Source organism: Akkermansia sp. N21169, from assembly GCF_029854675.1.
Taxonomy (GTDB): Bacteria; Verrucomicrobiota; Verrucomicrobiia; order Verrucomicrobiales; family Akkermansiaceae; genus Akkermansia.
The window spans coordinates 104,821-118,649 of the sequence record NZ_JARWNC010000033.1 but is presented as its reverse complement, the minus strand read 5'-3'; the positions used below and the strand labels follow the sequence as shown (position 1 = coordinate 118,649).

Genomic DNA, 13,829 nt, shown 5'->3' with positions numbered 1-13,829 from the left:
GTAACAAAACAAGCCGACCTGCGTAAACAGGCCGGCTTGTCATGAAAAGGACGGAAAACCGAATGAAGAACTTAGGCGATTTTGGCGATTGCCTTGGCTGCCTTACTCTTGTAGTTTGCAGCGCGATTGGCCGGAACCTTGCCGGTCTTGGCGGCTTTGTCGACGGCAGAGGAGAATTCGCTGTAGGCAACGGCTGCAGCGGCCTTGTCAGCTTGTTCGATGGCAGAGGCAATCTTCTTGCGGAGGGTCTTCAGACGTGAATGAGCAGCACGGTTTCTGGCGGTGCGGGTCTTCGTCTGACGGATGCGTTTCAGTGCGGATTTAATATTAGCCATGTGAAAAAAAGGATGTGTCGGTTTTCGTTCCGAGTGCGGTCGATTCTAGTGAGGGGATTCTCAATGTCAAGTATCGGATGAGTAAAATATTTGGGAAAAAACATTTTTCTCTCCTTCTTGGGAGGTATTAATGCGGATACCGTCTTGAATAGCTTCGGTTATTTGTGCGTATCCTCCGGTATGTTCGATTGATGTCGGCAGTTTTTGTCCCGGGATTTTCTGAGAGGGAATATGGTTGAATGAGAGGATTGCGGTAAGTCTGTCTCCGGGCTTTACGACGGTCGGCAAGACGGTATGATCACCCGCGATATGAAGAGAGTTCTACTGCCGGAGAAGAAGTACGCAGGCTATATTTTTGATCTGGATGGAACGTTGGTGGATAGTATGCCATTGCATTACAAGGCCTGGCGACTAGCTCTCGAAAAGGCTGGAGCACCGTATGAGGCTTTTCTTCCGGAGGAATTTTATTCCTGCGGTGGTAAATCAGCCCGTGACGTTGTCTTGTACATTTGTGAGAAGTACGGTGTTGTCATGGACCCGGATGCCGTTTCCGAAGACAAGAGAGCGACTTATCTGAATCTTTTGGAAAGGGAAGGAGTAACTCCAATTCCCGAAACGGTGGATTTTGTCCGTTCCCTTGGAGATGGTGCCCCGGTTGCCATTGCTACGGGCAGCATGATGCCGGGAGCCCGCATGACGTTGAAAAGTGCCGGCATCGAAGGTCTTTTCCCATTGGTTGTGACTCCCGAAGATGTGGCCCACGGCAAGCCGGCTCCCGATATGTTCCTGCTGGCAGCTGAAAGACTGGGGGCCAGTCCGGGAGACTGTGTTGTCTTCGAGGATGCCGAACCGGGAATTCAGGCTGCTGCTGCGGCGGGTATGGAGTGCGTCCGCGTGGAAACTCCGCCCGAGTATTTAACGCGGATCTGAGGAGAACTTCAGTAGTCTCCCCCTGATAAATCCAAGGTGAAAAAAACTCCGGCAGCAATGTGAAATCGCTGGCGGAGTTTGGATGAGCTAAGCAGGTCATGCGAATCGAAGAGCAAGCTCTCCGGGAATCGGGCGTTAACCATTTAATCTCTTTTGCCAGTAGGCGGCTTTTTCTTCTTCGCTCATGCCTTTGCGTTCCTTTTGGAGGTTTTTACGGTTGGCAATCAGCTTACGGATGTTTTTGGCCCGTTCGGAGACTTTGGGATCGGTATCTTTTATGAATTGGTCCAGAATGTCTTTGACATAAGGATATTCTTCAATGGCGATTGACACGGTGGCGAGAATCATCATTTTTGCATCCTGGGCTGCCTGGGCAAGTTTTTTGTCGTCGGGGGCGGCGGCGGCTTGGGCTGAGAGGTCGTTAATGCGGTCTATTTCCGGTTGGAAGAGCGCTTTACCTTCTTCGTTGCTGCGTTGTCCGAGCCTGTTTCCAAGGACGCTGGATATGGAATTCCTGATTTCGCGCACAGTGGATTCCCGTTCCAGATCCGGATCTTTCCATGTCATGAATTCACGGAGGAGAGGGATGGCATCGTCGCTGACACAACTCTTCATGGCGCGGATCGCCGTGATTTTGTTGATGAGGGGACTGTTCTTGACGGTGTCCCTGAAGAATGAAATAGCCATAGGTTTGCCGGTTAGGGCGAGGGCCTGGTAGGCAATGTTTAATCGTTTGGCTTCTGTATCTTTGGGGGCAGAATTGGCTGCTTTGACGATTTCTTCAGCGATGAGGGATTTACCGGCATCGTCAGCTTTGTCCGCCATGGAAGGGATGGCAGTGGCAAGAGCATCGACGATATGTGAATCGGTAACTTTGGTGTCGGGATTGAACAGAAGTTTTAACAGAGGGGTAATACTGTTGGGGTCAAGGCCAAGACGCATTTCACGCAGTACGGTGGCTTCCAGTTCCTTCTGATTGGCAGCGGCGAGTTTGCGCTGAAGGAGCCAGAGATGCTGCAAGACTTTGGGGTTTTTCGACGAGGCCAGGATGGAGGTAAACATCGAAATCTGTGTCTTGGTATACTTCTTCGGGTTATTGGTGATATCCGTAATCGTTTTTAAAGCAATCTTGGGATCCAGCTGGCCCATGACGGAGAGCAGATGGATGGCAGCCTTGGCTCCTGTCGGGTCTTTTGTTCCGCGTATGTGGTCAAGAAGGAAGTCCGCATCCTTGGCATTGGGGGTGACTTTTGTTTTGAATGTTGCCGCATCGTATTTCAGGATATCTCCTCCTTTGTCTGCGCCAAGGGAAGAGGATTCCTTCCCGAGTTCGACACCAATTTTTTGCAATTCGGTATATCTGGCGTTGGCCTTCCGTATTGCTTCGTCTCTTCCGGAAACATAGTAATAGGCGGCTCCGCAACCGATGGCGGCGATGCAGACGGCTATGATGCCGAATTTGATCGGCTTTTTGCTCATGATGGATTCCGGTTGGGGGGCGGAAGAAGAGGCGTCCGGAGATTGCGGGATGCCTGCAGTTGGCGGGATGGAACCACCGCTAAGAGATGGACTGGCAGGGGTGCCGGGAAGCGGAGAAGAAGTCGCTACTGGTTTTGGCGTGATGGCCGGCGATGGTGAAGGTGCGGCAGAAACGGGCGAAGCTGGAGTAGCCAGTTTCAAGCGTGGTGCTGTGCCAGGTGAGGACTCCGGTGCTGGTGCGGGGGCTGCAGACACAGAGGGAGACAGACTGGTAGCCGTGGCCTGGGCTGCAATAAGAGCTTCCTGGGCGGCTTTCAATTGTTCCAGTGCATGTTTGACTTTGGCATCCAGTTCTTCAGCTTGGGGGGCTTCCCCTTGATAGTACGGAGGCTGAGCTTCTTCTGCAGTTTGTGCCGCGGCGAGTTTTTCCTGTTCGTCACGTATAGCCTGTTCGTAGGCGCTGCATTCAGCAGCCGCCCGTTCAATTTCCAGACGCTCTTCTTCAGCTTGTGCTGCGGCGATTTGTTCTGCTTCCAGGCGTTTTTGTGCCGCCTGTTCTGCGTCGAGACGTTCGCGTTCTGCCTGTTCGGCGGCCTGGCGGGCGAGTTCTTCCTGTTGGAGACGGAGTTGTTCTTCTGCCAGCAAGGCTTGTTCTTCGGTTATCTGGGCTTGTCCTCCCGGGGTGAGTAACTTGCCTTGCGATGCTGCCTGTGCCGCTGTAGCGGGGGAAAACAATTTGGGGCGTACTTCGGATTGGCCTCCTGCTGGAACTCCGGTGATGAGGGTTCGTTTTTTCAAAAGAGGAGGATTGGGCTGTGAGTCGGGCTGGTCACTCATAGGAAAAATTGTCTGCTAAGAATAAAAAAAGTTTATGAAAAAGAGGCCTTGTCGGCAATCAAAGAATGTGGAGATATGGGAAATACAATGGGATATTATTTGACGAGGGGGATGGCTCCTGTGAGGAAGGTATCCTCGGAATTGGCTCCCTGGGTTATTTTTTCCAGAATAATTTTGACGGATTTAACCGATCCCTTGAAGTAGGGCGGGATGACGAGTTGTTCATTCCAATCGTCGCGCAGAGTTGCTTTGAATTCGTATTGCCCGTCGTTGAGAATGACTCTAATACTATGGGGCCTGTTATACAGGGAATAGGCGATGGCGGGGTGGCGTCTTGCTTCAGTATCGCCGTTGCGACCAAGGCGGACGGGAGAGATCCCCGGTTGGATGAGCAGTCCTTCCAATTTTTGCGGAGTAGGGAATGTGATGAGAATGAACTGTGATTCTCCATCGCCTTCCGCTCCTTCGGCCCAGAATCCTTGACTACCCTCCCGCAGGTTGTCTGGGGAACAGGCATTGCCGAACGGATCGGCCCCAGCTGAGGATGATGTTTCAATTTTGTAATCTCCAGGGATGCGAATCGGGGTGTTGTTCAGTTTCAGTGAAGTACGTTTTTCATTTGCATTTTCGCGAAAACTCAGACGAGGTCCGAATTCCAGGGCAAGGGTATCGGTCGGGGGCTGTCCGGCCTGCGGAGTGAAATCCCATTTCATGACGCCTTTTTCGGAGCGTGTAACAGCATTTTTGTCCTGCGGAGAGATGAGATTCAGGGAATCGGGGAGCATTTCCTCCGAAAAGATAAGGATTTCTCCGTGCTGGATGGGGGCGGACCAGGTACGGATGGCATTGAGATCCATCTGGAAGAGCAGAGGATTCTGAATGATTTGTGCGCCATCTTGATGAGGCAGATACTGGCGTGTTTGGCGATAGGGAACGGTGAAATGGATCGTGAGGGTATTAGGCCCTTGTTTCAGCTTGGGGGAAAACGTCAGCCAATGCGTGATATCGCTGACTTGTTGCAGAGATGGTGCCTGGTATTGAGGATGCCTACCTTCGACCTGCTTCCATTCTTCGGCCAGCTGATTGACTCCGACACTGATGTCTCCCAGCGATTTGGAGAAAGGAACGCGGTGGATGGGCAACGGGGACGATGCATTGGCTTCGGCATCGGGCAGTTTGTACTGGAAGGGAATGCCCATAGGCAGTTTCTTGCCGGCTTGTTGAGCGTCACAGGTGAGAGTACATGTATAGATGACGAGCACTTCGTGCTGGCGGACGGCCAGATCGATATGGACGGAGTCGAGGCTGACTCCGTCCATGGCACTGAGGTTCATGGGCATGGGAATTCCGGGAATGGGTGCCGGGAAAGTTGCCGTGTATTCCGCCTTCGCATGGTTCTGCTGGGGCGCTTCTTGCGTTTGAGATGGCTTGTCTGTGGGAATGGGGGCTTCTCCGCAGACGGGAAACGAGCCGGACAGTAAAAGCCCGGCGGTCAACATGCAATGAAGGGAGAACGGCAATTTCATGGATTCCCATGATGATGAACTGGCATTTTTCTTCAAGCTCATTTCCCGCCTTAACTCCTTCCGGCTTTCTCTTGGATGTGATGAAAAAAATTCATCCCATGGATTGATCTCCCTCGTCGGAAAACGTTGAGACTTCTTGATAATATACTATATATTGTGGTGCGACAAAAGGAGTCACGCAATATTTTTCTTTTCCTCTCCATGAAGATTCGATAGAAGAAGCCACTACTGCAATCCGGAAACCGGTTGCCATCCCCCCCTTCGGCCATGAAAGATTCTGATAACGAACAGCTATCCTTTTTGCCTAATCAATCTCAACCTTCACCTACTCCAAAAGAGCCTACAGAAATGAGTACCCCTCCCTCCGCACCAACGACAACTGTGCTGAAATTGCGCAATGGGCAGGAAATCGTCCTTCCTCCACGTAAAGATCTACTGGGCGGCCTGAAATTTACCAGGAGATTTTCCTCTCCTTCGGTGTTCCCCTACGATGAAGTGATTTGGGAACGTCGCGATGTCCGTATCATGGACTGGAAAACGGGCAAGCCTATTTATGAACGCCTGGGGGTGGAAGCTCCTGCCCATTGGGATGACAACGCCGTCAAAATTACGGCTGACAAATACTTGTTCGGCAGTGTTCCCGGTACTCCCGAGTATGAGGAAAGTTTCCGCAACGTGTTTGACCGTGTGGCCAATACTTATACGGTGTGGGGGTGGGAAGAAGGCTATTTTGCCGATCTGGAAGACGCCGAAGTGTTTAATGAAGAACTGAAAGCTATGCTTATCAAGCAGATTTGGGCTCCGAACTCTCCGGTCTGGTTTAATATCGGGCATTGGGAACAGTGGCGCTGGGGACGTCCGGATCTTCGCGACTCTTACTCCGGTCATGGCAATAAGTCTTATCATACCAAGGGATCGAAGGAAAACCTTCAGACCTATACCCTGCAGTCGACTTACGAATATCCGCAATGTTCCGCATGCTTCCTGACGGAAGTGGGAGACAGTATGGAGGATATTCTGGAACACCTGACGACGGAAGGCCGTATTTTTGCGTCCGGTTCCGGTGTCGGCATCAATATTTCGTCTCTGCGTTCTTCCCGCGAGCCTATCAGCGGCAAGGGGCGTTCGTCCGGTCCTATTTCCTTTGATCGTGGATGGGACAGAATGGCCGGAGCTATCAAGTCCGGGGGGAAAACGCGCCGTGCCGCCCGCATGGTGCTGATGTTCAGCGATCATCCTGATATCTTCGATTTCATCAATGTGAAGAACCGTCAGGAAGATGTCGCCAAGGTTATTCTTCGTGAACACAATGTCCATGTGGAACTCAAGCGCCTGGCTGAAACCAAGCTTATTGCCGGTACCCCTGCGGAAAAGACGGCTGCCCGCGTGATTCTATCTTTGCCGTTGACGACGGATGAGAGTTTCGATCCGCACATGGACGCCTTGTTGTATGGGGAAACCCTCTCCAACCAGAATGCCAACCATTCCGTTTCCCTGAAGGGCGACTTCTGGCAGGCTCATGCCAGTAACGGTAATACCTATACCCGTTGGGTGACGAATCCCTCCCGCATCGAACAAACCTTTCGTGCCCAGGAACTTCTGGAATCCATGGCTAAGTCTATTTGGGAAAACGGTGAACCCGGCGTACATAACAATGACGTGATCAATCTTTGGAATCCCGTCAAATCCATTGGAGACATCACAACCTCCAATCCCTGTTCCGAGTACGTTTTCCTCAACAATACGAGTTGCAACCTCTCATCGTTCAATGCCTACCGCTTCCTTCGCAAGGAACATGGCTCCGTTTCTTTTGATGCGGACTCTCTCGTGCATGCTGCCCGTCTGGCTATGGTCTGTGCCGACTTGAATGTAGAGCGCGGCGGATTCCCGATTCCAGAAATCGCGCAGGGTACTTACCGTTTCCGCACGACTGGTATCGGATATGCCAATGTGGGAGGAGCCCTGATGGCTATCGGTGTACCTTACGATTCCGACGAAGGCCGCTGGATTGCTTCCCAATTGTGTAGTCTGTTGACCGCAGCCTGCTGGACTGCCTCCGCGGAAATGGGAGCCGAGTTGGGTTCTTATATCGAATACCCGGAAAGCAAGAATGACCTGAAGGCTGTTCTCCGCCTGCACCGCGCTACCCAGCAGCTTGCTTCTTCCATCACCGGGATCAAAACGGACAAGGATGCAGAAAAGATTATCTCCGGCATTATGGATAAGGCAGACGGTCCGTTGCCTGAAGCACAAGGACTGAATGCCGCTTACGCCCTCAATGCCTATTTACGCAGTTTCAAGGCTCCTTCCCGCATGAATGCAGACCGTGTGGCTTGTGCCCGGGAACTGCAGGAAAAGGCTTCCGAACTTTGGGATAAGGTCGTTAAGGCCAAGGCCTACCGCAATTCCTTCGTGTCTGTGATGGCTCCTACCGGGACGATTTCAGCTCCGCTGGGGTGTTACGATGAAGGAACGACATCCATTGAGCCGGACTACACTCTCGTCAAATGGAAGCAGCTTGCAGGAGGCGGTTCCCTCAAAATGTTCAATCGCCTTGCTTTGGAAGGTCTCCGGACATTGGGATATGACGAAAGTTATGTTGTTGAAGCCTCTTTTGAAGTTGCCGGTATCGATGGCCTGCTCAGTGCCTGCGGCGGTCGTATGGACGATGTCGTTTCCCAGCTGATCCTGGATCCCTGTGGCGATGAAGCCGGTCCGGTACGTGCCGCATGGCGTCGTCTGTTGAAGGGTTCCGAAACCCGTACCGAAATTTTGGAGAAGGTGACCTACATCACCAATCCTTCCAACATGCCCGTGTTGTCAGCCGATGAGCTTATCATTGTCAACGGCGCTGCGCACATTGAATCCATCCCGTGGCTCCAAAAGTCGGATCTGGCCGTATTTGACTGTGCTGCGACCAATGGAAACGGCGTGCGCGCCATAGCCCCCTCCGGTCATGTCTTGATGCTCGGGGCTTTGCAGCCGTTTATTTCGGGGGCTTGCTCCAAGACGGTCAATATGCCTGTGAGCGCTACGGAAAAGGACATTTACGATTCCCTCGTCTTGTCTCACGACCTGGGAGTCAAGTGCATCGCCATTTTCCGAGCCGGTTCCAAGGCTAATGCCGTTTATGTGGTGGATACCCCGGAAACGCGCCGCTTTAAAGCCGACCACATTTGGAAGCAGCTGGTCGACGGAGGCCAGGAAGCTATTGATGAAATTATTGCCGAAGCCTCCAAGCCACGCCAGAGGAAACTTCCCGGTCGTCGCTTGGGACAGACCGTCAAGTTCTCTGTGGGAGGACAGTTGACCGGTTACCTTACGGTCGGAGTTTACACCGACGGTACCTGCGGTGAAGTATTCGGACGTTTGGGGCAGGTTGGTTCCTTTGCCTCCGGGATGTTTGAAGCTTACTGCAAACTTCTTTCTACTGCTCTTCAATTCGGAGTACCGTTGAAGGAAGTGGTCAAGGGGTTCCGCAATTATTCGTTTGAACCGTCCGGTTTTTGCCGCGTCGGGGATGATACGGATGGGGATACCTGTACGGAGATCCGTTCCTGTGCTTCTGTCGTGGACTTGATTGCCAAGATCCTCGCATGGCTCTTCCCGGAAAGCCATGGATATCGGTTACGCGACGTTTTTGCCATTTCCAGTGAAAGCATTCTGATGCATACGCTGGATGCCGCTCAGGTGACTGCTCTGCCTCCGCGTATGATATCAGCCCCGGCTTCCACGGCTCCTGCTCCGGAGGAAGAAAACCGGAATGCTGCCATTGACTCCGGTCTGAACGGTGCCGCCATCTGCCCGCAGTGCCACTCGCTTTCCTATGTGCAGGATGGCAAATGCAAGGTGTGCCGCTCTTGTGGATACAAGGATGGCGGTTGTGGGGAATAACCCTTGCATGTTGGTTTTTTACCATTCAGGGAGGCCGTTTGAGGACGGTCTCCTTTTTTATTATCAAGTATGGTCCGTTCTTTGGAAGACAACGCCTTGAGGCTCCGAGACACAAATGATGGGCTTCTTTTTTCTTGAACTGAACCGAACGATTCATGTACGTTAAAACCATCATATACTACCTTTCAGACAAATTGTGAAACCTGCAATCGATATACGCAACGATGATTGGCCGGAGGCCATTTGGGATGTGTCCGGTATCTTTGCCAATGACCGGGAGCTGATCTATTTCCACGACTACTTTCTCAATCATTTCGGATTAAAACCCTTTTCCCTGGTTCATGGATCTCCGTTGTCAACATGGAACAGCGGTCGCGTCCTGCCGCATTTGCTCCGTTCCGGGGAAGAACTGGAACTCTGTATCAAATCGTGGCAGGAACGTAAGGTTGCCATGGATTTGACATTTTCCAATCCGTTCCTGACCGAGGAGAATTTGAAAGAGGCATTGGGTAACTCCCTTCTGGAAGTAGCCGAACGCGTCAATCCGACAGGGGAGAACGGAGTGATCATGTCATCTGATCTCCTTTATCAGTACATCAAAAAGCGTTATCCCAAAGTCAAAACCGTTTCTTCCATTCTGAAGGTAACTATGGAAAAAGGTGGGGGAAATCTCGACTATTACAAGCGCCTGGCCGACCTCTACGACAAGGTGATGCTGCACCCCAATGATAACGACAACTACGAGTTGCTTGAAAAATTGGAGGACAAAAACAAATACGAGATAATCGTCAACGAGAACTGTGCCCGCCAGTGCGCCATCAGGCATAAGCACTATGAATCTCTTTCCAAAATGGCACTGAACTTTTTGGGGCATACGGATAATTTCGATGACTTGCGCAATAAGAACGCATGCGCCAAAATCGATGTCCTTCTGGGAACCTCTTCCCAATGCACGACCCAGTTAAGCCGCGAAGAGATGAAAACGTTGTACGACATGGGATTCCGCCGCTTCAAAATACAGGGACGCGGCCTTGGCAATGCCGGTGGGGAGATCATGGATCTGCTGCGGTTGATCTTGAAAAAGGATGACGGTTCCCCCGTATCGACAGATGCTATCATCATCCGGTTTCTGGAATCCATGCGCGAAATCATTTAATCATCATATCGAGAGGAAGCAATAAACATGAAGGAAACATCTCTTCCCTCCGAAGAAGGCAAAGGCAAATCCGCCCCTAAGGGCAAAGCGAAGATGGCCCGTTCATCTCAAACCGGCAAACAGGCAAGTGTTGCCCAGGTGAATCCGGCAACTCAAAACACGAAGAAAGGCCCTGGCAAAAAAACGGTGGCGCCTTCTGTTGACAAACCCCAGAACAGGCCTGTCAGAAAGCCGTCTGTGAAAGCCAAACCGGAATCCCTGCAATATCTGTTCCGTTCGGACATGCCGCTGGCTGACTGGAACATCGGCGGTGTATTCCGGTGGGACAAGCTTTGTATGGGGGTACTGGGCACTCTCATGCTCTTGAAAACGCCGGAAGTAAAATTACCGGAATTCAGCGGATGCCCTCCCTGTTTATGGGCACTTAACTGGTTTACCCCGGAGCCTCTTATGGCTCCCAACAAAATCAGAGCTACCATCGAAGCCTACGTGAAGGAAAAAGTGGGTGTCTTCCTGTACTTCGACAATCCGTTCCTGACGCCGGCGGATATGCGCGATACCTTGTGCAACGGCATGATCAATCTTCTTGCCGAATGTAATCCCCATCGCCTCAATGGCGTTTATGTGGCTTCCCCGCTTTTGGCAAAACACGTACGGGCCAATTTCCCGGGACTCCGCATTCGCCTGGCCGCGAATTTCCATATTAAGGAAAAGTTCCGTACGGCCCAATGGTACAATAACCTCTCCATGCGTTATGACCGTGTTGCTTTGGATCCCCGGGATGGAATCAATACGGAATTGCTTTCCAAATTGCGCGATAAAAAGAAATTCGAAATCACGGTCAACGATACATGGTTGGATTCAAGCCAGGTCCGCCGGAAGCATCTGGAGCTTCTTGGAAAAATTCTCCGAGAACCTTTGAATGTTGACTATAAGCTTGAACGACAGAAATACTTGCAGGATGCCGGCTTCCTGGATCCGAAAGTCCCGTTAGGTTCGCGACCTCTGACCTTGACCGTAGGGGAGGTGAAAGCCATGTACGACCAAGGATTTCGTCATTTCCGTCTTCAGGCGGAAAGTTTGAGCTGCGAACTGACATTGGCTCATTTTGCCGTCAAACACTTTTTGACGGACGAACCGGGAACGGAACACAAAAAAGCCGTTTTGTTGACAACTCTTCTTATTCAGCGTGATCCTACTGTTCCCTCGCTTCCGACAAGCATGAAAAACTACGTGATCCGCCATTATGAATAAATAAGGTGGTAAGCGTTGGAATGGGTGATTGACACCATGCCTAAAAACAAGGATAAGGAGATCAAAACCAATATGATGCGCATCCTGGACGGATGGAGTGTCGACTATCGGTATTACACGTATGAATGCGGAGAATTCATTGATGCTCTTCATACGGCACGTTCTCTCAATCAACCTCCGGAAAAACTCTACAAGACTCTCGTAACGGAAGGTGCTCCCCGACAATACTATGTTTTTGTCATCCCGATTGCCATGGAGCTGGATCTGAAGAAAGCAGCCCGAGTTGTCGGTACCAAATCGCTTGCCATGATTCCCGTCAAAGACATCAACTTTGTGACTGGGTATATCCGGGGAGGTTGTACGTCAATCGGAATGAAAAAGAAGTATCCCACAGTGATCGATTCTTCGGCAAATCATCGTAAGTCGATTATTGTTAGCGGTGGACGGATCGGTTTGCAGATTGAACTTGCTCCGGAAGATTTGCTCCGTGTCACCAGTGCTCAATTTGCCGACGTTGTCGCTGGAACAATCAGTGTGGGAGAGATGGAAAAATCGCAATCCGGGGAGTGACGATTTTTTTTACAGCATGACAAATCATCTGCAATTGTGTATAATGATTTGAAAATTAGGTGTTAATAAATTTTTTTTCTAAAGGTTTTTGGAAAAAAGTTAAGTGCTGTAATGGAAAAAGCTGGAAAAATTCAAAAGAAGTTGGGATATTACTGACCTCAGCAAGGAAACATACCCGACGATACGCCGATGAAAAAAGACGATATGCCCCAAGAAGAGAATGATTCTATCTTCATGTTCGATCCCGATAAAGATTGGACGGATGAACCGACCCAGGAGGACGAAGGAGAAATGACGGAGCTGGGTGCCGCATGCCTTTTCTATTCCATAGATGAGATCCGGCAGTTGCTTGACCAAGGAGAAGATGTCGATGGACGAGATCCCGAGGGATTCACTCCTTTGATGCTTATGTGCGAAGAAGGAGATGAAGAGAACTGTGAAGAAGTTGTACGCCTCTTACTCGAGCGCGGCGCCAAGGTTAATGTCCGCAGTAAAGAAGGCACTACACCTTTGATGTTGGCTTGTCGGAGTGCTCGGAGGGGTATCGTTCGTCTTCTTCTGGATCAAGGAGCCATTTTCGAGGCTCGTGACGATAGCGGTTTTACTGCGCTGATGTATGCCTGTATAGGCGGAGACGTCGAGATTGTTCGCATGCTTCTCAAGCAGGGGGCAGATCTGAATGATCGTGAAGACGAAGGTGTTACTCCTCTGATGTGCGCCAGCATTTCTGAAAACATGGAAATGATCGATTTTCTCCTCGACCTGGATGCCGATGTGAATGAAACGGAACAGGAAGGCGGTAGAGTTTTGTTGACTGCCTGCAGGCTGGGCAATGTGGAGCTTATCCAAAGATTTTTGGATGCTGGGGCGGATATTGATATTCGGAATGTCGATGGATTGACTCCTTTGATGATGGCCTGCAAGAGCAAGAATATAGACGCCGTCCGCCTGGTCCTCGGTTTGGGAGTAGACGTAGATGCTGCCGATAACAATGGCGTCACTTCCTTAATGATGGCTTGTTCTCTGAGCGCCGCGAATATTGTGCATGCCCTTTGCGATTGTGGCGCAGACTGGAAGATCCGTGACAAACGCAAACGATCTGTCCTGATGTATGCCAGTGAAGGCGGTAGCCATGCCATCGTGAAATACTTGGTTGATCAAGGGGCGGAAGTCAATGATTCCGATGTCGATGGGGACACCGCCTTAATGTATTCCTGTAATCAGGGTTTCGTTGGAGTAACCCGTGTTTTGGTTTCCCGAGGTGCCGAATTGAACGTCAAGAACATTGAAGGAATGACTCCTTTGATGTTTGCTTGTGAAGAAGGCAATCGTGAAACGGTCCAATTGCTTATTTCCCATGGTGCTGATGCCGCTGCACAGGATATTGCTGGTGATACCGCAGCTGTCTATGCTGAAAGATTCGGTCACCCCGAACTTATCAAACTCCTTTCTCCCAAAAAGAAAAAGTAAACGGCTTCCTCTTCTCTTAAGGAAATTTGTTTTCTTTTTCCATACTTCCTTACAAATAGAATAGACATTCCGCCCCTGTTTTTCAATTTTCCTTCGCCGGAAGTTGAGAAACAGGGGTTGTTTTTATAAGGTGGAGTTTAATTTAAGCGAACTATTTTCTACTTCGAAAGATATCACAATTTCTCGATTTGAAAGAATCCAATTGGCTTCGAGTTAGCTCTTACCAATTATCTATTATGTTTTCCGAGCCTGTCTAGGTTTCTACGTTTCCCTTTATTTCGTCGTCGTATGTAGAGCCTCCAATCCAAGAACGGAATGAAGTTTTCAAGTAATCCGAATTAAAAATAGGCTGCATCCAAAAATGGATGCAGCCTGTGT

General features: G+C 50.5%; 9 protein-coding genes. 6 read left to right on the top strand and 3 right to left on the bottom strand.

The features are described from left to right. Positions 1-71: 71 nt before the first annotated feature. A complete protein-coding gene (rpsT, locus tag QET40_RS04430) occupies positions 72-335 on the bottom strand; it encodes a 30S ribosomal protein S20 (RefSeq protein ID WP_280125964.1) in 264 nt (87 codons plus the stop codon). Between the two features lie 309 nt (positions 336-644). On the opposite strand from rpsT, the gene QET40_RS04425 reads away from it, so the two are divergent. After that, the gene (locus tag QET40_RS04425; RefSeq protein ID WP_280125963.1) at positions 645-1,265 is read left to right on the top strand and encodes an HAD family phosphatase; all 621 of its coding nucleotides are present in this window, start codon (positions 645-647) and stop codon (positions 1,263-1,265) included. A gap of 135 nt (positions 1,266-1,400) precedes the next feature. Here QET40_RS04425 and QET40_RS04420 read toward each other — a convergent pair whose 3' ends face one another. Together QET40_RS04420 and QET40_RS04415 are read right to left on the bottom strand one after the other, a co-directional pair. Then, positions 1,401-3,581 (bottom strand): hypothetical protein, encoded by a 2,181-nt coding sequence (locus QET40_RS04420; protein ID WP_280125962.1) that lies wholly within the window; start codon positions 3,579-3,581, stop codon positions 1,401-1,403. Positions 3,582-3,676: 95 nt separating this feature from the next. Continuing rightward, positions 3,677-5,107 carry a hypothetical protein gene (locus QET40_RS04415; RefSeq protein ID WP_280125961.1) on the bottom strand — a complete coding sequence of 477 codons (1,431 nt, stop codon included), beginning with the start codon at positions 5,105-5,107 and terminating at the stop codon, positions 3,677-3,679. Positions 5,108-5,455: 348 nt separating this feature from the next. Here QET40_RS04415 and QET40_RS04410 point away from each other — a divergent pair, with 348 nt between their 5' ends. From QET40_RS04410 to QET40_RS04390, 5 genes are all read left to right on the top strand, one after another. Further along, positions 5,456-9,001, top strand: coding sequence for an adenosylcobalamin-dependent ribonucleoside-diphosphate reductase (locus tag QET40_RS04410; RefSeq protein ID WP_280125960.1), 3,546 nt, complete (start codon positions 5,456-5,458; stop codon positions 8,999-9,001). Positions 9,002-9,197: 196 nt separating this feature from the next. Continuing rightward, positions 9,198-10,157 carry a hypothetical protein gene (locus QET40_RS04405; RefSeq protein ID WP_280125959.1) on the top strand — a complete coding sequence of 320 codons (960 nt, stop codon included), beginning with the start codon at positions 9,198-9,200 and terminating at the stop codon, positions 10,155-10,157. 27 nt (positions 10,158-10,184) lie between these two features. Then, the gene (locus QET40_RS04400; protein WP_280125958.1) at positions 10,185-11,411 is read left to right on the top strand and encodes a hypothetical protein; all 1,227 of its coding nucleotides are present in this window, start codon (positions 10,185-10,187) and stop codon (positions 11,409-11,411) included. A 36-nt stretch (positions 11,412-11,447) separates the two neighbouring features. Further along, entirely contained in the window at positions 11,448-11,981 is a 534-nt protein-coding gene (ybaK, locus tag QET40_RS04395) for a Cys-tRNA(Pro) deacylase (protein ID WP_280125957.1), read from the top strand. Positions 11,982-12,185: 204 nt separating this feature from the next. Beyond that, positions 12,186-13,451: an ankyrin repeat domain-containing protein gene (locus QET40_RS04390; protein WP_280125956.1), complete on the top strand. Its 1,266-nt coding sequence runs from the start codon at positions 12,186-12,188 to the stop codon at positions 13,449-13,451. Positions 13,452-13,829 lie beyond the last annotated feature (378 nt).

What these genes read in the sequence shown, in the direction of transcription:
- QET40_RS04400 (WP_280125958.1), top strand. Translation starts at nt 10,185, where the DNA reads ATGAAGGAAACATCTCTTCCCTCCGAAGAAGGCAAAGGCAAATCCGCC.
- QET40_RS04415 (WP_280125961.1), bottom strand. Translation starts at nt 5,107, where the DNA reads ATGAAATTGCCGTTCTCCCTTCATTGCATGTTGACCGCCGGGCTTTTA.
- QET40_RS04410 (WP_280125960.1), top strand. Translation starts at nt 5,456, where the DNA reads ATGAGTACCCCTCCCTCCGCACCAACGACAACTGTGCTGAAATTGCGC.
- rpsT (WP_280125964.1), bottom strand. Translation starts at nt 335, where the DNA reads ATGGCTAATATTAAATCCGCACTGAAACGCATCCGTCAGACGAAGACC.
- QET40_RS04390 (WP_280125956.1), top strand. Translation starts at nt 12,186, where the DNA reads ATGCCCCAAGAAGAGAATGATTCTATCTTCATGTTCGATCCCGATAAA.
- QET40_RS04420 (WP_280125962.1), bottom strand. Translation starts at nt 3,581, where the DNA reads ATGAGTGACCAGCCCGACTCACAGCCCAATCCTCCTCTTTTGAAAAAA.
- ybaK (WP_280125957.1), top strand. Translation starts at nt 11,448, where the DNA reads ATGCCTAAAAACAAGGATAAGGAGATCAAAACCAATATGATGCGCATC.
- QET40_RS04425 (WP_280125963.1), top strand. Translation starts at nt 645, where the DNA reads ATGAAGAGAGTTCTACTGCCGGAGAAGAAGTACGCAGGCTATATTTTT.